The sequence below is a fragment of the Rhodanobacter fulvus Jip2 genome (assembly GCF_000264315.1).
GTDB classification, from domain to species: Bacteria; Pseudomonadota; Gammaproteobacteria; order Xanthomonadales; family Rhodanobacteraceae; genus Rhodanobacter; species Rhodanobacter fulvus.
In genome coordinates, this window is record NZ_AJXU01000065.1 from 79,243 (window position 1) to 101,777 (window position 22,535).

A 22,535-nucleotide genomic window follows, 5' to 3' on the forward strand; every position below is an offset into this window, starting at 1 on the left:
GTGATCGAGCGGCGCCGTGCTTGTACCCGGGCACGGTGAACGTCACCATGGTGCGATGACGACCGCCGACACGCCCCGCCTTGGCAACGTAGCAGAGCCCCTGCACGATGACGAGATCCACGTGTGGAAACTGGACTATCAACGCGCCGAAGGTCGCAAACCGCTGATCGGGTTGCTGGCACGCTATCTCGCGATCCAGCCGTCCGCGGTGGCGTTGCGCGAAGGTGGCCACGGCCGACCGGCCTTGGCCGCCGTCCACGGTGACGCGCTGGATTTCAACTGGTCACACAGCGGCAACCACGCCCTGATCGCGGTCGCCCGTGGCATCGCGCCGGGCGTGGACATCGAGCGCCAGCGCCCGCGGCCCAAGGCGCTGGAGATCGCGCAGCGGTTTTTCAGCGACGACGAAATCGCGGTGCTGGCCAGCGCCGCGCCCGAGCGCCGCAGCGGGGTCTTTCTCGATATATGGACGGCCAAGGAAGCGCTGCTGAAAGCGCATGGCAACGGACTTTCGTTCGGCCTGGATCGGCTCAGCGTCGTTGGTGACGACGCACTGATCCAGCTGCGTCGGTTCGATGGTGAGGACGTCAACGGCTGGCAGTTGCAGCCACTTGCGCTGGGCCACGCTTTTGTCGGTGCGCTGGCGTGGCGTGGCGATGCGCGGCGGATTCGGCTGAGGACGCTTGCCAGCGCCGTTTGATTGGTGCACTGTTTTCGGCCACGCAGCGATACCGCATCCGATCAGCCGTTGCCACCGCCACCTGCATCGACTCCGCCATGACTTTGCTCAGCGTCAACCTCAACAAGATCGCGGTCCTTCGCAATTCGCGCGGCGATACCGAACCCGATATCTGCCAGGCGGCGCGCACCTGCATCGAGGCAGGCTGCGGCGGAATCACGGTGCACCCACGGCCGGACCTGCGTCATGTCCGACCCGACGACGTGCGTGCGCTGTCCACCCTGCTGCGCGGGCGTGTCGAATACAACATCGAGGGCAACCCGTTTGCCGGCCCGCGCGGCGCCTACCCGGGGTTGCTTGCGCTGGCGCGCGAGGTGCGTCCAACCCAGGTTACCCTGGTACCGGACAGCGACGGACAGATCACTTCCGACCACGGCTTTGACATCCTGCGCGACATCGAGCGGCTGCGTCCACTTGTCGCCGAACTCTGCGAACTGGGGTGCCGTGTCAGCCTGTTCGTCGACGCGGACAACACGACCCGCGCCTTCGAACAGGCCGCCGCGATCGGCGTGCAACGCATCGAGATCTACACCGGCCCCTATGCCAGGGCTTTCGCCGAGGATGCTCCCGGCCTGGCGTTGGAAGCTTGCGTCACCACGGCGCGGTGCGCGCAGCAGGCCGGCCTGGCGGTCAACGCCGGTCACGATCTCAGCCAGAAGAACCTGGGCACGTTCAAGGCGGCCATCCCCGGTCTGGCGGAAGTCTCCATCGGCCACGCGCTGATCGGCGAAGCGCTGTACGAAGGCCTCGCCGTCACCGTTCGCAACTACCTGCAGATCCTGCGCTGAGTCGTCGTGGCGCGCCGCCGGCGCTTGGGCGAAGGCGATTTCCGATACAACAGGTTCGATTTTCACCCACAAAAAACCCCGCCGAAGCGGGGTTTTCCGTTTATCTCATGCAACCGGTCGTTGACCGAATCAATCGCCTTCGGTGAAGCCGATCTTTACGAGGTTGTAGCTTTTCGCGTCAGCCAGCACGCGCGCCACATACTCGTAAGCCACCGCATCCGCCGCGTTGATCTGGATCTCCGGCTGATTGGTCTGCTGCGCGATAACCGCCAGCTGCGCCTTGAGTCCCAGCTCATCGACCGGCGTGTCGTTCCAGTAGAACCCGCCGCCGGCATCGATCTTCAATCGAATGGGCTCGAGCGGATTCGGTGGATTGACCACGTTCGGATTCGGCTGCGGCAGATCGACCTTGATCTTGTGGGCGAGTACCGGCGCCGTGATCATGAAGATGATCAACAGCACCAGCATCACGTCGACCAACGGGGTAACGTTGATCTCCGACATCGGCCCACTGGTATTGGTACTGAATGCCATCTCGTTACTCCTTGCCGGTCGTCATGAACCCGACATGGACCATGCCAGCGTCCTTGGCGTCGCCAAGAACCTTGCGCACAATCTTGTACTCGGTTGTCTTGTCCGCGCGGATCTGAAGTTCCGGCTGCGGCGACTTCTGCGCGTTCACCGCAAACTGTGCCCGCAACTCCACGTCCGTGACCGGATGATCGTTGAAGTACAAGCTGCCATCCTGCTTGATCGCCAGATCCAGCGGCGGCACCGGCATTTCATCGTCCTTCACCTTCGGATTGGCGGTAGGCAGGTCAATCGTGATGCTGTGTGACATCAGCGGCGCGGTAATCATGAAGATGATCAGGAGAACCAACATTACGTCGACGAGCGGCGTAACGTTGATTTCCGACATCGGCCCGCCGTTATTGCCACCGGTACTCATGCCCATGGGTCAATCCCTCACTTCTGGCTTTCGACGCGCGAACCGGTGGCGAAGAAGTCATGAAGGTCGTGCGCGAATTCGTCGAAACGAGCGTAGGTCAGACGGTTCGAGCGGTTGAAGAAGTTGAACGCAAACAGTGCCGGGATAGCGGCGAACAGACCGAACGCGGTCATGATCAACGCCTCACCGACGGGACCTGCCACGGCGTTCATCGACGCGTTGCCGGTAGCAGCAATGCCGATCAGCGCGTGGTAGATGCCCCACACGGTACCGAGCAGGCCGACGAACGGTGCCGCCGAGCCCACGGTGGCGAGCAGGGTGAGGCCGCCTTCGAGACGGAGACTCTCGCGAGCCACGGCCTGGCGCAGTGCACGGTCGATGAATTCCGAGCGGCTCAGCGTTTCGGCCAGGCGACCCGGCGTGCCGGCAACCGACTGCTGGTGGTGGGCAACCGCGGAAGCGGCATCCAGCGCGATCTTGGAGAACGGTTCGCCCTTGGGCTGGGCTTCCAGCTCACGGATGGCGTCCTGGGTGGAGGAGTTACCCCAGAAATCGTTGATCACCTTGTCGGCACGCGAACGCACCTGGGCGTTGCGGATACCGTTGGCAATGATGAAGTACCAGGAAAGGAACGACATCACGACCAGCGTGATGAAAACCACCCAGCCAAGCCAGTCGAAGTTCTGTGCAAGGTTGGCGAAACCCATCTGTTTCATGGCTTCGGCGTTGGTATTGCCACCCATGACGGGAGTGGCATCGGACGGTGCAGGAGTCTGTAGGAACATAACGCTACCCTAGGGAAGTCAAGCGTGAACTGAGAATGTGACCGGAGGAGCCCGATTACATCTGGTTGAGATTGAAGTTGACGGGAACGCGAGCGTACCCCTCGACTTTTTGTCCGTTTCGTACTGTGGGATTGAAGCGCCAGCGCCGTGCTGCGTCCATCGCCGCACGATCAAGCTCGTGGAAACCGCTGGATTTGTCGACCTTGATGTCCTTCGGCGAACCATCCGTGCCCACCAGGATCATCAACACTACCGTACCCTCGTGCCGCATGCGGATCGCCTGTGGCGGGTACCGCGGCTGGATACGGCTGTTGTAGCTCAAATCCTGGCTGGCCGTGATCTCGGTCGGCGGTGCGGGCGGTGCCGGTGGTGCCGGTGGCGGCGCCTGCACGGCCATCTGCGACACCTCTTCCACAGCCGGCGGCGGAGCCGGCGGCGGCGGTGTCGGCGGCGGCACGACCTGCTTGATGATTTTCGGTGGTGGCTGTTTTGGCGGTTCCGGCGGCGGCGGCGGCGGCGGTGGCGGCGGCGGCGGCGGCGGAATGAAGCTCACCTGGACGATGTGTTCCTTGGCTTTCTGTTCTTTCTGATGTGGCGCCATCGGCGCGATCAGCAACAGGAACGCGAAAGCATGCAGCCCGACGGCCACTGCCAACGCCCAGGTGCGTTTCCAACTGAATGGTTCACGCCCGTTTTCTTCGTTACTAGAGGCCATCTGTCAACTTTCTGAAGCTAGTCAATCGGAGTGGACGTGCCGCAGCGCATGGGTCGAGCGTTGCCTCTCGGACAGCACTCGCCGCTGGGGATACGCGGGGAAAGAATTTTCAACGGTACAACAGCACGAGGCATTTGTATAGCACCCGTGAAACACACAAATGGACGTCCATCTGATTCACGGGTGCGCAGGGCTGTTTACTTGCTTACACCAGCGGTTTTAAGCCATGCCTTGGCCTTTTCCGCGGTTTCCGGCTGCTGCGCCGCCTGCTTCATGGCGGCGATCGCTGCCGGCTTGTTCTTGAGGCCACGTTCGGTCTCGGCCAGCAACATGTAGGCCGTGCCCTTGTGTTTCACGCCCTTCTGGATCGCCTGCTCGAGCAACGGCTTGGCCTGGCTGAATTTGTTTTCCACCATCAACAGGTGCGCCGCACGCAGGGCGGATTCGCCATCGGTAGCCTGTGGCAGTGCCTGGTTGTACGCAGCGATCGCCTTGTCCGAGTTGCCGGCCATCTCGTACGACTGACCCATGAGCTTGTAGGTCTCGCTGTTGCCGGTGATCGTGTGCTTGGCGATACCGTCCTGGAGCACCTGGGCCGCCTTCGCTGCGTCCGGTGCCGGATCGTTGCTGCTCTGCGCCTGCAGCAGGTAGAGCTTGGCCAGGGTCATGTTGTCCTTTTCTTCGGTCAACGTGCCTGCGGCGCGGGCCTTCTCCAGCAGCTGGATGGCCTCGGGGTATTTTTCGGCATTGACCAGCACCGATACGGCATTGGCGCGGGCCTCCGGATCATTCGGGTTGGCGGCGAGCTGTTCCTGCGCCAGCTTCATCGCCTGGTCTTTCTGGCCGCTTTGCGCATAGCTGGCCATCAGGATCTGGTCCCAGCTTTCCTTCGGCTGGTCGGTCATCGATTTGGCCTTCTGGACGGCCGCAATCGCCTCGGGGTATTTCTCCAGCCGGTAGTAGGCGTTGCCTTCGAGCGCATACGAGTCGGCGGTTTCCTTCTTGCCCTCGGCGCGCCATTTCGCAATGGTGTCCAGCGTCGCTTGGTATTGCTCGTCGGCCATCTGGAATTGCGCCAGTTCGTAGAGCAACTGGAAGTAGGTGTCGTTCGGCATCACGCCGATGGCCAGCGATTTCTGCAAGGTGGCAATGGCGCCCTTGACGTCGCCATCGTTGTACTTGAGGTTGGCCAGCCCTTGCAGCGCCAGAGACTGGGCGTACTTGCTCTTGCTGCTTTCGACGATCGGCTCCAGCACCTGTTCGGCTTTTGCCTTGTCACCCGCGCTGACCGCATCGAGGCCTTCGTTGATCGCCTTCTGATCCTTCTTGCTGGTCAGGTCGAGCTTGGGCGCTTCACGGGTCGCGTCGGGGTACAACGCTTCCTTCTTGTCGGTGTCCGCCTTGTGCGGGCGCGCCATCAGCGGGCTGCTGATCAGGGCCAGCGCGACGGTCGCGCCAGCCAGCGTCCGAAACAGATGAAAGGGCTTCATGACGGTCCTCGTGGTTAGGGGGTTCACGCTGACGCGTGAGGGGTCGCTGAGCGTAGCGCGTCCCGGCGCACGGTGACAAGCGTTGATTTATAAAATAAACATTAAGTATTTCAATTACTTAGATGTTTCTTGCGCGAGTCTTTCGGATTGTCCACATTTTTTCGGATGTATTTGGCCGGACGAAGCCGAGCCCGGCATCACATTTGGGATGCCCGACGCGGTCAGATGTCCAGGTTCGCCACCTTCAGCGCGTTGGTTTCGATGAATTCGCGACGCGGTTCCACCGCCTCGCCCATCAGCATCGAGAAGATCTGATCGGCGGCGATGGCGTCCTCGATGCCCACTTGCAGCATGCGGCGGGTGTCGGGGTTGACCGTGGTGTCCCACAGCTGCTCCGGGTTCATTTCACCCAGGCCCTTGAAGCGCTGGATGCTGCGACCCTTTTTCGCCTCGTCCAGCAACCAGTTGCGGGCATCGACGAAATTCAGCACACCGCGAGACGCGTTGCCGCGACGCACGACCGCTTCGGGCTGGATCAGGCCCGCGATCTGCTGGCTGATCGCCAGCAACGGGCGGAACTCGTTGCTGCTGAAGAACGGCTGCGGCAGGAACCAGGTATGGCTGAGGCCGTGCTGTTCCTTCACCACCTCGATCGCCGGTGGATGCTCGTCGTGGCCGGGGCGCAGGGCCAGGCGGTAGTGCGGCTTGCCGAGCCCGCTGGCAGCCAGGCGTTGCGCGGCGCCGTCGAGCCAGGCCTGCATGGCGGTCGCGTCGGTCCACAACGCCGGTTCGATCGGCGGATGTTCGAGCAGCGCGTTGAGCACCGCCGCGTCGAAGCGATGGGCCAGCTTGGCGATCTGATCCTGGGCGTACTGGTAACCGCGCAGCAGTTTCTCCAGTGCTTCACCGGTGATCGGCGGCGCATCCGGGCTGTAGGTCAGCGAGGCGTTGTCGACGGCGCTGGAAATCAGGTAGTCGTTCAGCGCGGTGTCGTCCTTGATGTACAGCTCCTGCTTGCCCTGCTTCACCTTGTACAGCGGCGGCAGGCCGATGTAGATGTGGCCACGCTCGATCAGCTCGGGCATCTGCCGGTAGAAGAAGGTCAGCAGCAGGGTGCGGATGTGCGAGCCGTCGACGTCCGCATCGGTCATCAGGATGATGCGGTGGTAGCGCAGCTTGTCCGGGTTGTACTCGTCCTTGCCGATGCCGGTGCCCAGCGCGGTGATCAGCGTGCCCACCTCGGCCGAGGACAGCATGCGATCGAAGCGCGCCTTCTCCACGTTGAGGATCTTGCCCTTCAACGGCAGCACGGCCTGGGTCTTGCGGTTGCGACCCTGCTTGGCCGAGCCGCCGGCGGAATCACCCTCCACCAGGAACAGTTCGCACAGCGCCGGGTCCTTCTCCTGGCAATCGGCCAGCTTGCCGGGCAGGCCGGCGATGTCCAGCGCACCCTTGCGGCGGGTCATCTCGCGCGCTTTGCGCGCCGCCTCGCGGGCGCGGGCGGCATCGACCACCTTGGAGGCGATCGCCTTGGCCTCGTTGGGGTGTTCCAGCAGGAATTCACCCAACTTTTCGTTGACGACCTGCTCCACCACCGTCTTGACCTCGGACGAGACCAGCTTGTCCTTGGTCTGCGAAGAGAATTTCGGATCGGGCACCTTCACCGACAGCACCGCGATCATGCCCTCGCGCATGTCATCACCCGAAGGCATGACCTTGGCGCTCTTGGCCACGCCGGACTTTTCGATGTAGTTCTGCAGCGAACGGGTCAGCGCGGCGCGGAAACCGGTGAGGTGGGTACCGCCGTCGCGCTGCGGGATGTTGTTGGTGAAGCAGAACATCGTTTCCTGATAGGAATCGGTCCACTGCATCGCCACTTCCACCACGATGCCGTCCTGCTCTGCGGTGAGGCTGATCACATTGGGATGCAGCGCCGTCTTCAACTGCGCCAGGTGCTGCACGAAGGAGCGGATGCCGCCTTCGTAGGCGAACGTATCCTGCCGGCCATCGCCGCGCTCGTCGGTCAGCACGATGGTGACGCCGGAGTTCAGGAATGACAGTTCGCGCAGCCGCTTGGCCAATATTTCGTAATGAAACTCGATGTTGTTCGTGAACGTCGCCGGGCTGGGCAGGAAGCGCACCAGGGTGCCACGCTTGTTGGAGGGCCCGACCACCTTCAGCGGGTACAGCGGCTCACCCAGCGAATATTCCTGCAGGTGTTCCAACCCGTTGCGGTAGATCGTCAGCCACAAGTGCTCGCTCAGGGCGTTGACCACCGAGACACCCACGCCATGCAGACCGCCGGAGACCTTGTAGGAGTTGGCGTCGAACTTGCCGCCGGCGTGCAACACCGTCATCACCACTTCCGCGGTGGAGCGCCCTTCCTCGGGGTGCATGTCCACGGGGATGCCGCGGCCGTTGTCGCTGATGCTTACCGAGCCATCCTCGTGGATGGTCACCGTCACCCGGTCGCAGAAGCCGGCCAGCGCTTCATCGATCGCATTGTCGACCACCTCGAACACCATGTGATGCAGGCCGGTGCCGTCATCGGTATCGCCGATGTACATGCCCGGCCGTTTGCGTACGGCTTCCAGGCCCTTGAGGACCTTGATGTTGCTGGAGTCGTAGGTGGAGTCTTGGGATTCGTTCATGCGTTGCCCGTTTCCTGGCGCCAGAACCCGCCCGACGCGGCGCCATGTAAGCCGGGCAAGGGTTATGCAAGGTTATGCAATCTGGGTAGATGCAACCTATGGATTATAGCAGGGGCGCCACGTTGCCCTGTTCCACATGGAACAACCGGTGCGGGACGGCCTTCAGCGGCGTCGGCAAGTCGGTGCCGGTCAGCAGGACCTGGGCGCCCGCAGCCTCCAGCTCGGTGACCACAGCCTGCTGATGCGCCTGATCCAGCTCGGAAGCCAGATCGTCAAGGCAGACGACCGGCCACTCGCCGCGATCACGCGCGAAGAGCGCTGCCTGCGCCAAGAGGCAGGCCAGAGCCGTGAGCTTTTCCTGGCCACGCGACAAATGCTCGCGTAACGGCGCATGGGTGAACGCGATGGACCAATCCGCCCTGTGCACGCCGAAGGTCGTGTGTCCCCTGATCCGGTCGCGGGGGCGCTGATCCTGCAGCGCATCGGCGAGATCGACGCCATCGGGCCAGCCACGCTTGTAGCGCAGCCCCACTTCGCCCAACTCCGGCAGCAAACCACCGGTGCTGGCGGACAGCAAGGGTTCCAGCTGTTGCAGGTAGTCCTGGCGCAGCGCCTCGATGGCCTGAGCGGCCTGGGACAACTCGGCCTCCCACGGTTGGTAAAGCTCGTCGGACAACGTGGCCGATCGCAACAAGGCATTGCGCTGTTTCAGGGCGCGTTGGTAACGGCGCCAGTTGTCCAGGAAGGCATGTTCCACATGGAACACGCCCCAATCCAGGTAGCGCCGGCGCTCTTCCGCCGCACCCGCAATCAGCGCGTGCGACCCCGGCTCGAAACACACCACGGCGCACTCGCCCACCAAGGCGCCCAGCGCCACCTTCTCGCCGTCGATCTTCGCATCCCATCGTGGCGACCCTGCCCGCCCCAGACCGACCCGGCTCGACCGCCCGTCGTCACGCTTCAATTCGGCAAACACGGCAAGCTCGGGCGCACCGCGCTGCAGCAACGCTTCCTTGGCGCCGCTGCGGAACGACCGCGCATGCGACAGCAGGAACGCGGCTTCCAGCATGCTGGTCTTGCCGGCGCCATTCGGGCCTTCAAACACGTTGATGCCCGGCCCCAGTTCCACATCCACCCGGGACAGGCAACGCAGCCCCTGGATGCGCAGCCGTTCAAAGCGCATGCGGCAAACCCCACACGAAAAAACGCCGGGCTGTCCTCGGACGCCCGGCGAAATTTTGTTCCAGCAAAGCTGCCGTCATGAAGCGTCAGAGTCGCAGCGGCATGATCACGTGCCGTGCCTGCTCGCTGGCTTCTTCCTGCACCAGGCAGCTCGACTGCGCGTCACGCAGGCTCAGCCGGGCTTTTTCACCGTCCAGTGCTGCCAATGCGTCCAGCAGATAACCCACGTTGAAACCGACGGCGAGATCGGAGACATGGGTATCGGCTTCAACCTCTTCCACGGCCTCTTCCTGCTCGGGATTGTGCGCCACGATGCGCAGCTTGCCCGGCGACAATTCCAGTTTCACGCCACGGTACTTCTCGTTGGACAGGATCGCGGCGCGCTGCAGTGCCCCGCGCAGCACCTCGCGATCCAGCGTGGCGGTCTTGTCGGCGCCCAGCGGGATGACGGCTTCGTAATCGGGGAAGCGCCCGTCGATGAGCTTGGAGGTGAACACCACACTGCCGCGGCGTACGCGCAGGTGATTGCGTCCGAACTCCAGCGCCACCTCGCCATCACCCGATTCCAGCAGGCCGACCAGCTCGTTGACGCCCTTGCGCGGAATGATGATCTGCCGCCGTGTGGTGACTGAACTCTGCAGTTGGGTTTCCTTCATCGCCAGGCGGTGGCCGTCGGTGGCCACGCAGCGCAGCGTGTGCTCCTGCAGATCCAGCAACATGCCGTTGAGGTAGTAGCGCACGTCCTGGTTGGCCATGGCGAACGAGGTGTGTTCCATCAGGTCGCGCAGAACCTGTTCGGGCAGGCTCACGGTTTCGACAAGCTCGATCTCGTCGACGGTGGGGAATTCGCTGGCGGCGAGCGTGGTCAGCGTGAAACGGCTGCGTCCCGCATTCAACGCCACCCTGTCGCCATTGAGCTTCAGGTCGATCTGGGCGCCGTCCGGCAGCGCACGCACGATGTCGAACAGCTTGCGGGCCGGGATGGTGATCTCGCCGTCAGCCAGCTTTTCCGCACTGGTTGACGCGACCATCTCCACTTCGAGGTCGGTGCCGGTCAGCGACACCTTGCCGTCGCCCACCTTGACCAGCAGGTTGGCAAGCACGGGGAGCGTCTGGCGGCGTTCCACCACGCCGATCACCTGCTGCAGCGGTTTGAGCAAGGCTTCTCGCTGGATGCTGAATTGCATGATTTCGCTTCCCCTAGCTTCTGTTCTGTTTTTTTAAAAGAAGTTTAGTTGTAGTAGTAGGCGCCGTGGATAACTTTTATAACGCCATATTGCGATAATAATCAACTACTTGCTGGTGTTTTGCGCTGTGCTTGAGCAGTGGCGTCGGCTGTTGATCAGTTGTGGGTAACTTTTTGCCGCGTTTCATCCACCTATTATCCACAGCCAGCCCCACCAGTTATGCATGACTTTTGCGCACTGGGCCACCTCAACCGGTCAGCGTGCGGATCAGTTGCTCCCAGTCCTGGCGCATGCGCGTATCGGTTTCGACGAATTTGCGGATCGTGCGGCAGGCGTGCAGCACGGTGGTGTGGTCGCGGCCGCCGAATGCCTCGCCGATCTCCGGCAGGCTGTGCTCGGTCAATTCCTTGGACAGCGCCATCGCGTATTGCCGCGGCCGCGCCAGCGAACGCACGCGCCGCTTGGACAGCAGGTCCTGCAGCCGCACGTTGAAGTACTCGGCGGTGATCTTCTGGATGTTGGGTACGGTGATGGCCTGGGCGTGGGTGGCCAGCAGGTCGCGCAGGGTCTCCTCGGCAAATTCGGTGGTGATCGGCTTGCCGTAGAAATTGGCGCGTGCCGCCAGCGTGTTCAGCGCTCCCTCGAGATCGCGCACGTTGGAACGGATGCGCTTGGCCAGCAGCATCGCCACGCTCTCGTCCACCGCCACGCCCTTGTCGTGTGCCTTGGCCAGCAGGATCGCGGCGCGTGTCTCGAAATCCGGTGGCTCGATCGCCACGCTGAGGCCCCAGCCCAGGCGCGACTTCAAGCGGGGTTCGAGCTTGTCCACCTCTTTCGGGTAACGGTCGCAGGTGAGGATGATCTGCTGCTTGGACTCGAACAACGCGTTGAAGGTATGGAAAAACTCCTCCTGCGTGGTGTCCTTGCCGGCGAAGAACTGGATGTCGTCGATCAGCAGCGCGTCGACCGAGCGGAAGCGCTGCTTGAACTGATCCATGCTCTTGGCGCGCAGCGCCTCGATCATCGAGCCCACGAACTGCTCCGAGCGCAGGTACAGCACCTTGCGCTCCGGATTCTGCTGCCGGATCAGGTTGCCGGCCGCGTGCATCAGGTGGGTCTTGCCCAGGCCGGTGCCGCCGTACAGCAGCAAGGGGTTGTAGGCGCGGCCGGGATTCATCGCCACCTGCATCGCGGCGGCCTTGCCCAGCTGGTTGGACTTGCCCTCGACGAAGGTCTCGAAGGTGTAATGCGGGTCGAGGTTGTGCGGGAAACTGGCCGCGGCCGGTTCCTGCACCGCGCGTGCCGGCGTGGGCGCGGGTTTGGCGGCCGGTGCCGGGCGGGCCGAGTTGGAGCCCACCTCCAGCCGCACCGTCAACGCGTGCCCGGTCAGCTGCTGCATCACCGCCTCGATCCGCGGCAGATAGCGCTCGCGCACGGTATCGAGCGTATAGGGGTTGGGCGCAAACAACTGCAGGCCCGTGGTGCTGTCGCGGGCCTGCAACGGCATCAGCCAGGTGTGCAGGTCCTCGGCGCTCAGTTCGCCTTCGAGACGCTCAAGGCAACGTCGCCACAAATCACTCATCGATCTACTCAGTCCACTGCAGGGGCGCTGGCGCGCGGAATGTCGATCGGCAAGTCTACCAGTTCGGCCCGTCGCCCGGCCGTTTTATCCACATGGTGTCCACAGGCTCATCCGGCCATGTATTTGACAGCCACGCGATCTGACCACATACTCGCAAACCTTTTTATCCACATTCCCTTCGGAGTAAGCCATGAAGCGGACCTTCCAGCCCAGCAAGCTCAAGCGCGCTCGCACGCACGGTTTCCGTGCCCGTATGGCCACCGCCGACGGTCGCAAGATCATCAACGCCCGTCGCGCCAAGGGCCGCAAGCGCCTGATCCCGTAAGCGGCGTACCGGTGATGCCTCATGCCGACCTGCCGCGCGAGGCGCGGCTACGTCGGCCTGGTGACTTCGCCGCCTTGCGAGCAAGCAGCGGACGCGCAGGCGGCCGCTGTTTTCATATGCGCTACCGCGACAACGAGCTGGGACATGCCCGCCTCGGGCTGGCGATTTCCAAGCGCGTTTCCAAACGCGCGGTGGAGCGCAACCGCATCAAGCGGCTGCTGCGCGAATCCTTTCGTCGCGTACGCCATCAACTGCCTTCCGTCGACCTGATGGTGATGGCGCGCGAGCAGGCGGCCAACGTGCCCGGCCCGCAGCTGCTGGCGGAGATCGATGTGCTGTGGAAAAAGCTGATCGCCGCCCGATCCGCGGCCACCGAACCATTGAAGCGGGCCGACGACACCACCACAATCGGCCGTTGACCTCTTTCTTTCTGCCTCCCGCGGCCTTTCACAGTCGTGGCGTTACCGGATTTGCTACGCGATGAATCAAACGCGCACCTTCCTCATGTTCGCCCTGCTGGCGGTCGCCTATCTGCTGTTTCTGGCCTGGGAGAAGGATTACGCACCGCAGCCGCCACAAACGGCCGTGACCAGCGCGTCCAGCGCCGCGGCGCCGGCTGATGCCAGCGTGCCCGGCGCGATCCCCGAGGCGGGCGCGCCGCCGGCCGCCGTCACCGCCGGGCAGAATACGGCACCATCCGCCGCAGCATCGTCTCGCATCACCATCACCACGGACTTGCTGCGCCTGGTGGTGGATACCCGCGGTGGCAGCGTGGTGCACACCGACCTGCTCGCCTACCCCTCCGTCGCACCCACCCACAAGCAACCCGCGCCGCCGCCGGTCGCGTTGTTGAACGACAGCGACACGCGCTATTTCGTGGCGCAGAACGGCCTGGTCAGCAGCAACGGCGCACAGGATCAGCCGAACCACCTGGCGCTGTTCCACAGCGACAAGGCGGCCTACGAACTGGCCAGCGGCCAGGACGAGCTGCAAGTGCCGCTGACCTGGCAGAACGCCGACGGCCTCAAGGTCACCAAGATCTACACCTTCAAGCGCGGCAGCTACGTGATCGGGCTGACCCAGCGTATCGACAACGGCAGCACCCAGACCTGGCAGGGCAACGCCTACCGCCAGTTGCTGCGGGTGGAGCCGCCGAAGCCGAGCGGCTGGCTGAAAAGTCTCATGGATCCCGAGTCGCGCAGCTTCCAGGGCGCCGCCTGGTACACCGGCGAGAAGTTCGAAAAGCTGCCGTTCAAGAATTTCGCCGAGAAGGACGATGCGCTGGACGCCTCCTACAAGGGCGGCTGGGCAGCCATGCTGAAGCTGTACTTCTTCGCCGCGTGGATTCCGCCGGCGGGTCAGACCGATCACTACGTCACCACCACCCTCAACCCCGACAGCGCCCATCCGCGCCACCTGATCCGCGCCGTCGGCCCCGCCCTCAGCGTGGCGCCGGGGCAGAGCCAGAGCAGCGAGGCGCGGCTGTATATCGGCCCGAACGTGCAGGGCACGCTGGACGCGATCGCCCCGGGCCTGGATCTGACCATCGACTACGGCATGTTCAAGGCCATCGCGGTGCCGATGCACTGGGTGCTGTCGCAGTTCCACGCGATCTCGAAGAACTGGGGCGTGGCGATCATCCTGCTGGTGCTGCTGATCAAGGGCCTCACCTGGAAGCTCACCGCGGTGCAGTACCGCTCCAGCGCGCGCATGCGCAAGCTGGCGCCGCGCATCGCGCAGCTGAAGGAGCGCTACGGCGACGACAAGCTGAAGATGCAGCAGGCCACGATGGAGCTGTACAAGAAGGAGAAGGTCAATCCGATGGGCGGCTGCCTGCCGGTGCTGATCACCATGCCGGTGTTCTACGGCCTGTTCTACGTGCTCGAATACAGCCTGGAACTGCGCCACGCACCGTTCCTGTGGATCCCCGACCTCAGCGCCGCCGACCCGCTCTACATCCTGCCGATCATCTACGCACTGGTGATGCTGGGCACGCAATGGCTGAACCCCGTCGCCGCGGGCATGGACCCGACCCAGGCGAAGATGATGAAGGTGATGCCGCTGCTGTTCTCGGTGATGTTCGCCTTCTTCCCCGCCGGCCTGTGTCTCTACTACGCGGTGAACGGCATCGTCGGCCTGGGCCAGCAGTGGTGGGTGACCCATCACGTGGATCGCGAGGAAGCGGCGAAGCCCGCCTGAGCATCGGCCATCTGGGATTGAACAGCTGCAGCCGGGCAACCGGCGCAGCTGTTTTCTTTTGAGGGCCGGCTGCGGCGTTCGATTTATGTGCCACGAAACCACCGCCAACATCATCGCGGCCTTGGAGAACCACCCATGAACAGCCCCACCACCGACACCATCGCCGCCGTCGCCAGCGCACCGGGCATGGCAGGCGTGGGCGTGGTGCGGGTCTCCGGGCCGGCGGTTCCCGCCATCGCCGCGACCCTCCTCGGCCGCGCCCCCACGTCGCGCCACGCCCACTTCGCCGTCTTCCGCAACGGCAACGGTGAGCTGATCGACCGCGGCCTGCTGCTGCATTTCCCCGCGCCCGCCTCGTACACCGGCGAACACGTGCTGGAACTGCAGGGCCACGGCAGCGCCGTGCTGCTGGATCTTCTGCTGCGCCGCTGCTGCGAACTGGGCGCGCGGCTGGCGCGCCCCGGTGAATTCACCGAGCGCGCCTTCCTCAACGGCAAGCTCGACCTGGCCCAGGCCGAAGCCGTGGCCGACCTGATCGCGGCCCGCTCGCAAGCCGGCGCGCGCGCCGCGCTGCAGTCGATGGAAGGCGTGTTCTCGCGCAAGGTCGACGCGTTGCTGCAATCGCTGATCGCCCTGCGCGTGCACATCGAGGCGGCGATCGATTTCCCCGAGGAAGAGATCGACTTCCTCGCCGACCCCGCCATCACCGCACGGCTCGACAGCCTGCGCCACGAGCTGGCCGAGCTGCTGCGCGAAGCGCAGCGCGGCGTGCGCTTGAACGACGGCCTCAAGGTGGCCATCGTGGGCCGCCCCAACGCCGGCAAATCCAGCCTGCTCAACGCGCTGGCCGGCAGCGACCGCGCCATCGTCACCCCCGTCGCCGGCACCACCCGCGACGTGCTGCGCGAACACCTCGACCTCGACGGCATCGCGCTGGAACTGGCCGACACTGCCGGCCTGCGCGACACCGACGACGAAGTCGAGCGCGAAGGCGTGCGCCGCGCCCACGGCGAACTGCAGCGCGCCGACGTGGCTCTGTTGGTCACCGACGCCGAACACGCCGATGCCGACCAGCGGTTTTTCGCCAACCTGCCCGCCGGCGTCGAGCGAGTGGTGATGATCAACAAGATCGATCTGGATCAGGCGCCAGCCCGCAGCGGCCAGCGCAACGGCACCCGCTGGCTATGGGCCTCGGCCAAGACCGGCGCCGGCCTCGACGCCCTGCGCAAGGCCCTGCGCCTGCTGGCCGGCGCCGGTGGCGAAGGCAGCTTCAGCGCCCGCCGCCGCCACGTCCTCGCCCTCGAAACCGTGCGCGACCACCTCACCCGCACCGCCACCGTGCTGGCCACCACCCGCGCCGGCGAACTCGCCGCCGAGGAACTGCGCCAGGCCCAGCAGGCCCTGGGCGAAATCACCGGCAGCTACAGCAGCGACGATCTGCTGGGGGCGATTTTTTCAAGCTTCTGCATTGGCAAATAGCCGGGTTACATCGAGAATTTCCGAAGAGCGCCGGCTGGTCAGGCTGCAGCGGCCTTTCCGCTATTCTTGCGACTGGATGGCAGGTAAGCGCGGGGGGGGAAAGGGTGACTTACAACGAAGAAGAAACCCGCTTCCATCTCATCGATCCGGTGCTGCGCCGCAAGGGCTACGACGACCCGCAGCGCATCAAGCTGGAAACCCCCGCACCGGTGGAGCCGACCGGTCCGAAGGGCCGCCGCCGCAAGGGCGCGGGCCGCACCGACTATCTGCTCTGCGTGCAGGTGGGCAACATGCCCAAGCCCCTGCCCGTGGCCGTGCTGGAAGCCAAGAAGCAAAGCGAGGATCCGCTCAAGGGCATGCAGCAGGCCAAGAGCTATGCCGACTGCGCGCGTTTCGACGTGCAATACGTGTTCTCCAGCAATGGTCACCTCTACGGCGACTACGACAAACCCAGTGGCCTCCAGACCGGCCCGCATCCGTTGGACGACTTTCCGCCGCATGCCGACCTGTGCACCCGTTACGCCCGCGACAAGGGCATCGACCTGAGCCGTCCCGAAGCCGCCGTACTGTTCCAGGCCGACAGCCCGGCGTGGAACCAGAGCCGCTACTACCAGGACGCCGCCATCCGCGCCGCGTTCGAGAAAATCCTGCGGGAACACCAGGCGGGCCGCGCCCCGCGCGTGCTGCTTACGCTCGCCACCGGCGCCGGCAAGACCATCATCGCCACCAACCTGCTGTGGCGCATGGCGCAGGCCGGGTTGCTACCCAAGCCTGCGCTGTTCCTGTGCGACCGCGACGAACTGCGCGAACAGGCCTACACCAAGCTCAAGGCAGCCTTTGGTGGCAACGTGCGCATCGTGCAGACCGTACGCGGGCAGAACGCCGCCGCCAACGCACGCATCCACATCGCCACCTACCAGACGCTGGGCATCGACGGCGAGGAAGACGACAGCGATGACAACGGCAGCTTCCTCACCGAGCACTACGGCGAGAACGCCTTCAGCATCATCATCATCGACGAATGCCATCGCTCGGCCTGGGGCCGGTGGTCGCAGGTGCTTACGCGCAACCCCGACGCCATCCACCTCGGCCTCACCGCCACACCGCGCAAGCTGAAGGAAAGCCGGCACGCCAGCGCCGAGGAGCAGGCCGACCACGAAATCACCGCGCACAACATCCGCTACTTCGGCGAGCCGGTGTACGAATACAGCCTGGCGCAGGCGCAGGAAGACGGCTACCTGGCCGCCTGCGAAATCATCAAGCGCAAGGCCGACATCGATGCGCGCGTGTTCACCCGTGACGACATCCTCAAAGCCGGCGTGCGCGACATCAAGACCGGCAAGCCGCTCACCGAAGAAGACCTGACCAAGAACGAATACACCGGCAAGGACTTCGACGACGAATTGTTCGTCGACCTGCGCACGCCGGCCATGTGCAAGGACCTGTTCGAGCTGCTGTGCGAAAACGGGGGCCCGGAGCAGAAGGTCATCATCTTCTGCACCCGCGACCTGCACGCCGATCGCGTGGCGATGCAGATGAACAACCTTTACGCCGCGTGGTGCAAGCAGCACGACCAGCCGCGCAAGGACGACTACGCCTTCAAGTGCACCGCCGCCGCCGGCGCGGACAAGATCGACATCATGCGCGGTTCCGGCGAGCGCGCCTTCATCGCCTGCACCGTGGATCTGCTCGAAGCGGGCGTGGACATCGAGCGCCTCAACGCGGTGGTGTTCTTCCGCTACCTGCAGTCGTCGATCAAGTTCTACCAGATGGTCGGGCGCGGCACGCGCATCGACGAGCCCACCCGGAAATACAAGTTCTGGCTGTACGACTACACCGGCGTCACCGACCTGTTCGGCACCGAGTTCATCACCGCGCCGCCGCGTTCCGGTGGCAGCGGCGGAAGCGGCGGAAGCGGCGGCGAGGATGGTGGCGACGGCGAAGGTGGCGAGTATCCTTCCACGCCGGTGCCGGTGATGCGCTTGGGCGACAGCGAACACGTGGTGGTCACCGCGCAGGGCCGCTGCATCCTCGCCAACCGCAACGGCAAGGCCACGCCGATCCCGGTCGACGAATACCGCCGCGAGGTGATCGCCCGCGTACTCGCCGAGGCGCACAACCTCACCGACTTCCGCACGCTGTGGATCGAGGCACGCCAGCGACGCCAGCTGATCGACCATTTGCTGCGCGACAACTTCAGCCCGGAAGTCATTCGCGACGTGGAAAAAATGGGCGACTTCGACCTGTTCGACTTCTTCGGCAAATACGGCTACCACGCCCGCGCGCTGAAGCGGCCCGAGCGCGGTGCCGAATACGTGAACGCCAACGCCGCATGGTTCGCGGGCATGGCCGACAAGCCCGCCATCGTGCTCAAGGGGCTGGCAGCGCAGTTCGCGCAAGGTGGCACCGAGGCGCTGGAATCCGAAAGCCTGTTCGACGTGCCGGAGATCGCGCAGGCCGGTGGCATCAAGGCGCTGCGGGTGTTGGGCAAGCCGGTGGAAGTGATGAAGGAAGCAAAGATGAGGTTGTTTGGGGTATGAGGCTGGTCAACGTTGGTGATATTTGTTGCTTTGAATACGGGAAGAGCCTGTCGGAACGGATCAGAAAGCCCGGCGATTTCGTTGTTTTTGGATCAAATGGTCCGGTAGGTAATCATTCCGAGGGCTTCACTGACGGGAAGACAATCATCATTGGTCGGAAAGGGTCTATAGGTGCGATTCATGTCTCCCCTTATTCATGCTGGCCGATAGATACAACTTATTTCATCGATAACACTTGTACGGACTGCGATCTTGAGTGGCTTGCCTTTCAACTTCGGCATCTCCGACTTGAAGAGCTGAACAAGGCAAGTGGCGTGCCGGGCTTGAACAGAGAAGATGCCTACAAGCAGTCAATCTGGTTGCCAGAAACAAAAGCAAAGCAACGCCAGATCTCTTCCTTTATGAAGGCCCAACTGGAGGAAGTGGACACCGCGCGGCAGGCGGCTCAGACACAGGTGCGGGATGTTGTGCTGCTGCGCAGCCGTTTGTTGCAGCAGACCTTCGCGGCGTTGCGTGATGCGCCGCGCAAGGTGCTGGGCGAGTGGGCCAGAACGACCAGCGGCTCCACGCCGCCGCGTGGCGACAAACGTTACTGGTCGCCGGCCGAAATCCCATGGGTGAAAACCGGCGAAGTGGCCTTCGCACCCATCACGCAAACGGAAGAGGCCATCTCGCGGCAGGCGCTGGCCGACTGTTCGCTGACGTTGTTGCCACCGCAAACCGTACTCATCGCCATGTACGGCCAAGGCAAGACACGCGGGCAATCCGCCATGCTCCAAATCGAAGCAACCACCAACCAGGCGTGCTTCGCCATCCTGCCGAACGACACGTGGGACGTGGACTTCCTGCATCACTGGTTGATGGCCTCGTATGAGGATTTGCGCGGCTTGTCCGATGGCCGTGGCGGCAATCAGGCCAACTTGAACGGCGCGCTGTTGAACGCACTGGAGATCCCGGCGCCAGACATCGTCGGCCAGCGCCGCACCGTCGCCGTCCTCAAAACCCAACTCGCCGAAGCCGCCGCCATCCACCAAGCCGCCACCACCCAACTGGCCGAGATCGAACGCCTGCCGCAACGCCTGCTGGCGCAGGCTTTCAATCCATCCACCACACAAGGAGACGTGACATGACCGGCAAGAAGCTCAGCGCGCAACACCAATCCGCCTTTGAAGCGATTCGCCAGTGCGAAGAGAACGGCAGCGAATGGTGGTCGGCACGCGATCTGGCGCCCTTGCTGGACTACGTGCAGTGGCGAAACTTCGTGCAGGTGGTGGAGAAGGCCAAACTGGCCTGCCAGAAGGCGGGCAAGCACGTCGCAGACCATTTTGCTGACGTCAGCAAAATGGTCGATATCGGCTCCGGTGCCCAGCGTGAAGTGGAGGATGTACGCCTGTCGCGCTACGCCTGCTACCTGATCGTGCAGAACGGCGACCCGTCCAAGCCGGTGATCGCCAACGGCCAGACCTATTTCGCCCTGCAGACGCGGCGCCAGGAGCTGGCCGACGCGGCGCAACTCGCCCGGCTTTCCGAGGACGACAAGCGCCTCGCCGTGCGCAATGAGCTGGCCACTCACAACAAGCACCTGGCCGCGGCGGCAAAAGATGCCGGCGTGGCAACGCCACTGGACTACGCGGTGTTCCAGGACCACGGCTACAAAGGCCTGTACGGCGGGCTGGGCGCCAAGGACATCCACGCCCGCAAAGGACTGAAGAAAAGCCAGAAGATCCTCGACCACATGGGCAGCACGGAGCTGGCGGCCAACCTGTTCCGCGCCACGCAGGCCGAGGACAAGCTGCGCCGCGACGGCGTACGTGGCAAGGCACAGGCCAACCGCACCCATCACGATGTGGGCCGCAAGGTGCGCCAGACCATCGACGAACTGGGCGGCACCATGCCGGAAAACCTGCCGGCGCCGGAACAGAGTATCCAGCGGCTCGAATCGGCGAAGAAGAAGCAACTCACGAAGAAGACCGACAAGTAATGCCACGTCCCCGAAAAAGTACCGTCGAAAAAGCGCCCAAGGCCATCGCCAGCACGCAATCGCTTTCCAGTTTCGTCAAGAGCGCGTGCGACATCATGCGTCGCTCCAATTGCGCCAGCGCGCTGCAGTACGTGCCGGAGCTGACCTGGATCCTGTTCCTGCGCATCCTCGACGCGCAGGAAACGCGCGAGGCCGAGCAGGCCGAGGCGCTGGGTGCGGCGTTCTCGCCCGCGCTGCGTGCGCCCTACCGCTGGCAGGACTGGGCGGCGCCGTGGAGTGACCGGCCCGATCATCCGAAAACCCCGGAAGGCAAGCCGCAGGGCTGGAAGCGGCAAGAGCTGTTCGCCGCCGGTGACGGCCGGCTGTTCGACTTCATCAACAAGGATCTGTTGCCGCATCTGCACGCGCTGGACATGGACCTGCGCACCGGCCTGCCCAATCCGGCCGCGTCGCCCAAGCAGCGCATCATCGGCCGCATCATGACCGCGGTGGAACGGGTGCGCGTGGATGCGGAGACGAACCTGCGCGACATCCTCGATCGCCTGCACGAGATCAACATCGAGCACATCGACGACACGCACTTCTTCACCCTGTCGCAGGTGTACGAAGACCTGTTGCTGAAGATGGGCGAGAAGAACTCCGACGGCGGCCAGTTCTTCACCCCGCGCGAGGTGATCCGCGCGATGGTGCATACGGTGAACCCCTCGCTGGGCCAGACCGTCTACGACCCGTGCTGCGGCACCGGCGGCTTTCTCGCGGTGGCCTATGAGCACATCGCGCGCAAATTGGGCAAGGCGCCGGCCAGCACCGATCTTGAAAAGCTCAAGCACGACAGCTTCTTCGGGCGCGAGAAGGAAAACCTGGTGTTCCCTATCGCGCTGGCGAATCTGGTGCTGCACGGCATCGACCAGCCGAACCTCTGGCATGGCAACGCGCTGACCGGACGCGCGACGTATGCGGCGCTGTTCGACCATGCGCCCACCCAGTTCGACGTGATCCTCACCAACCCGCCGTTCGGCGGCAAGGAAGGCAAGGATGCGCAGAAGAACTTCGCCTTCGAAACCGGCGCCACCCAGGTGCTGTTCGTGCAGAAGATCCTGGCCGAGCTGGCACCCGGCGGCACCTGCGCCATCGTCCTGGACGAAGGGCTGCTGTTCCGCACCAACGAAAGCGCCTTTGTCGAAACCAAGCGCAAACTCACCGACGAATGCGGGTTGTGGGCCATCGTCAGCCTGCCCGGCGGCGTGTTCTCCACCGCCGGTGCGGGCGTGAAGACCAACCTGCTGTTCTTCACCAAGGGCCGCAAGACCGAAAACATTTGGTACTACGACCTGTCGTGGGTGAAGGTGGGCAAGAAGACACCGTTGACGCTGGCGCACTTCGGTTTCGCGGCGGATGGCTCCGTGCTTGACGAGGCGGCCCTGCCGGCTGCGCTGGTGGCCGAATGGAAAGCCGACGAGAGCCATGCGGACCCCTTCCCGAGCTATGCGCGCATGCTGCCCCGCCGCGGCAAGCCGAAGGGCGAAAGCCGCTATTCATGGACCGTGGACTTCGCCGCCCGTCGCGCCGCGGCGCGCGAGGCGATGCAACCGCTGCAGGATCAGGCCCGCCAGGCCCGTGCCGAGGCGGTCGACCTGAAGGAAAGGCTCAAGGGGCTGAAGAGGGAAAAGAAGCCCGGCACGGAAATCAGCGAGCTAATCGCAGCGTTGCAGCAACGGATCGGCGAACGTGAGAAAGCCTCGCGCGAGCTGGAGGGGCAAGCTGCCGCAATCGATGCGGCCACGTTCGACCTGAAAGCGGTCAATCCAAATGCGGCGGTCATGGCGGACAACCGCACACCCGAACAAATCATCAGCAGCATCGCCACTCAAGGCCAGATAGTGGCCGCCGCGCTAGGCCGGCTGGCAAAGCTGATGCCATAGCGAGCAGAACCGCTGCGCCAT

At 63.9% G+C, this 22,535-nt stretch carries 19 protein-coding genes; 10 read left to right on the forward strand and 9 right to left on the reverse strand.

The window, feature by feature from the left end; all coding sequences use genetic code 11:
• Positions 1-55 precede the first annotated feature (55 nt).
• Both UU9_RS14315 and UU9_RS14320 read left to right on the forward strand, forming a co-directional pair.
• Positions 56-700: a 4'-phosphopantetheinyl transferase family protein gene (locus tag UU9_RS14315; RefSeq protein ID WP_007082483.1), complete on the forward strand. Its 645-nt coding sequence runs from the start codon at positions 56-58 to the stop codon at positions 698-700.
• A 77-nt stretch (positions 701-777) separates the two neighbouring features.
• Complete coding sequence (locus UU9_RS14320; protein ID WP_040671127.1) at positions 778-1,527, forward strand: pyridoxine 5'-phosphate synthase; 750 nt, start codon at positions 778-780, stop codon at positions 1,525-1,527.
• 129 nt (positions 1,528-1,656) lie between these two features.
• On the opposite strand, the gene UU9_RS14325 is transcribed toward UU9_RS14320, so the two are convergent.
• The 9 genes from UU9_RS14325 to dnaA all read right to left on the reverse strand — a co-directional run bounded on the left by UU9_RS14325 (position 1,657) and on the right by dnaA (position 12,068).
• Positions 1,657-2,061 (reverse strand): ExbD/TolR family protein, encoded by a 405-nt coding sequence (locus tag UU9_RS14325; protein ID WP_007082485.1) that lies wholly within the window; start codon positions 2,059-2,061, stop codon positions 1,657-1,659.
• Positions 2,062-2,065: 4 nt separating this feature from the next.
• Positions 2,066-2,482, reverse strand: coding sequence for an ExbD/TolR family protein (locus UU9_RS14330; RefSeq protein ID WP_007082486.1), 417 nt, complete (start codon positions 2,480-2,482; stop codon positions 2,066-2,068).
• 11 nt (positions 2,483-2,493) lie between these two features.
• Positions 2,494-3,219: a MotA/TolQ/ExbB proton channel family protein gene (locus UU9_RS14335; protein ID WP_007082487.1), complete on the reverse strand. Its 726-nt coding sequence runs from the start codon at positions 3,217-3,219 to the stop codon at positions 2,494-2,496.
• A gap of 97 nt (positions 3,220-3,316) precedes the next feature.
• Entirely contained in the window at positions 3,317-3,976 is a 660-nt protein-coding gene (locus UU9_RS14340; RefSeq protein ID WP_040671100.1) for an energy transducer TonB, read from the reverse strand.
• A gap of 197 nt (positions 3,977-4,173) precedes the next feature.
• Positions 4,174-5,466, reverse strand: coding sequence for a tetratricopeptide repeat protein (locus UU9_RS14345; protein ID WP_007082489.1), 1,293 nt, complete (start codon positions 5,464-5,466; stop codon positions 4,174-4,176).
• A 221-nt stretch (positions 5,467-5,687) separates the two neighbouring features.
• Positions 5,688-8,117, reverse strand: a complete 2,430-nt coding sequence (gene gyrB / locus UU9_RS14350; protein WP_007082490.1) for a DNA topoisomerase (ATP-hydrolyzing) subunit B — start codon at positions 8,115-8,117, stop codon at positions 5,688-5,690.
• A gap of 103 nt (positions 8,118-8,220) precedes the next feature.
• The gene (gene recF / locus UU9_RS14355; RefSeq protein WP_007082491.1) at positions 8,221-9,300 is read right to left on the reverse strand and encodes a DNA replication/repair protein RecF; all 1,080 of its coding nucleotides are present in this window, start codon (positions 9,298-9,300) and stop codon (positions 8,221-8,223) included.
• Positions 9,301-9,385: 85 nt separating this feature from the next.
• Positions 9,386-10,486: a DNA polymerase III subunit beta gene (gene dnaN / locus UU9_RS14360; RefSeq protein WP_007082492.1), complete on the reverse strand. Its 1,101-nt coding sequence runs from the start codon at positions 10,484-10,486 to the stop codon at positions 9,386-9,388.
• Between the two features lie 247 nt (positions 10,487-10,733).
• The gene (gene dnaA, locus UU9_RS14365; RefSeq protein ID WP_007082493.1) at positions 10,734-12,068 is read right to left on the reverse strand and encodes a chromosomal replication initiator protein DnaA; all 1,335 of its coding nucleotides are present in this window, start codon (positions 12,066-12,068) and stop codon (positions 10,734-10,736) included.
• Positions 12,069-12,258: 190 nt separating this feature from the next.
• On the opposite strand from dnaA, the gene rpmH reads away from it, so the two are divergent.
• The 8 genes from rpmH (at position 12,259) to UU9_RS14405 (ending at position 22,514) form a co-directional block, all read left to right on the forward strand.
• Positions 12,259-12,393, forward strand: coding sequence for a 50S ribosomal protein L34 (gene rpmH, locus UU9_RS14370; protein WP_007082494.1), 135 nt, complete (start codon positions 12,259-12,261; stop codon positions 12,391-12,393).
• Positions 12,394-12,407: 14 nt separating this feature from the next.
• Positions 12,408-12,812, forward strand: coding sequence for a ribonuclease P protein component (gene rnpA, locus UU9_RS14375; protein ID WP_082520240.1), 405 nt, complete (start codon positions 12,408-12,410; stop codon positions 12,810-12,812).
• Positions 12,813-12,873: 61 nt separating this feature from the next.
• The gene (yidC, locus tag UU9_RS14380; protein ID WP_007082496.1) at positions 12,874-14,592 is read left to right on the forward strand and encodes a membrane protein insertase YidC; all 1,719 of its coding nucleotides are present in this window, start codon (positions 12,874-12,876) and stop codon (positions 14,590-14,592) included.
• Between the two features lie 135 nt (positions 14,593-14,727).
• Positions 14,728-16,071, forward strand: a complete 1,344-nt coding sequence (gene mnmE / locus UU9_RS14385; RefSeq protein WP_007082497.1) for a tRNA uridine-5-carboxymethylaminomethyl(34) synthesis GTPase MnmE — start codon at positions 14,728-14,730, stop codon at positions 16,069-16,071.
• 104 nt (positions 16,072-16,175) lie between these two features.
• Positions 16,176-18,611 (forward strand): DEAD/DEAH box helicase family protein, encoded by a 2,436-nt coding sequence (locus UU9_RS14390; RefSeq protein ID WP_007082498.1) that lies wholly within the window; start codon positions 16,176-16,178, stop codon positions 18,609-18,611.
• Positions 18,608-19,741 carry a restriction endonuclease subunit S gene (locus tag UU9_RS14395; RefSeq protein WP_040671102.1) on the forward strand — a complete coding sequence of 378 codons (1,134 nt, stop codon included), beginning with the start codon at positions 18,608-18,610 and terminating at the stop codon, positions 19,739-19,741. Before UU9_RS14390 ends, UU9_RS14395 begins: the two co-directional genes overlap by 4 nt.
• A complete protein-coding gene (gene dinD / locus UU9_RS14400) occupies positions 19,738-20,592 on the forward strand; it encodes a DNA damage-inducible protein D (protein ID WP_007082500.1) in 855 nt (284 codons plus the stop codon). The genes UU9_RS14395 and dinD overlap by 4 nt, the downstream gene beginning before the upstream one ends.
• Positions 20,592-22,514, forward strand: a complete 1,923-nt coding sequence (locus UU9_RS14405; protein WP_007082501.1) for an N-6 DNA methylase — start codon at positions 20,592-20,594, stop codon at positions 22,512-22,514. The genes dinD and UU9_RS14405 overlap by 1 nt, the downstream gene beginning before the upstream one ends.
• Positions 22,515-22,535 lie beyond the last annotated feature (21 nt).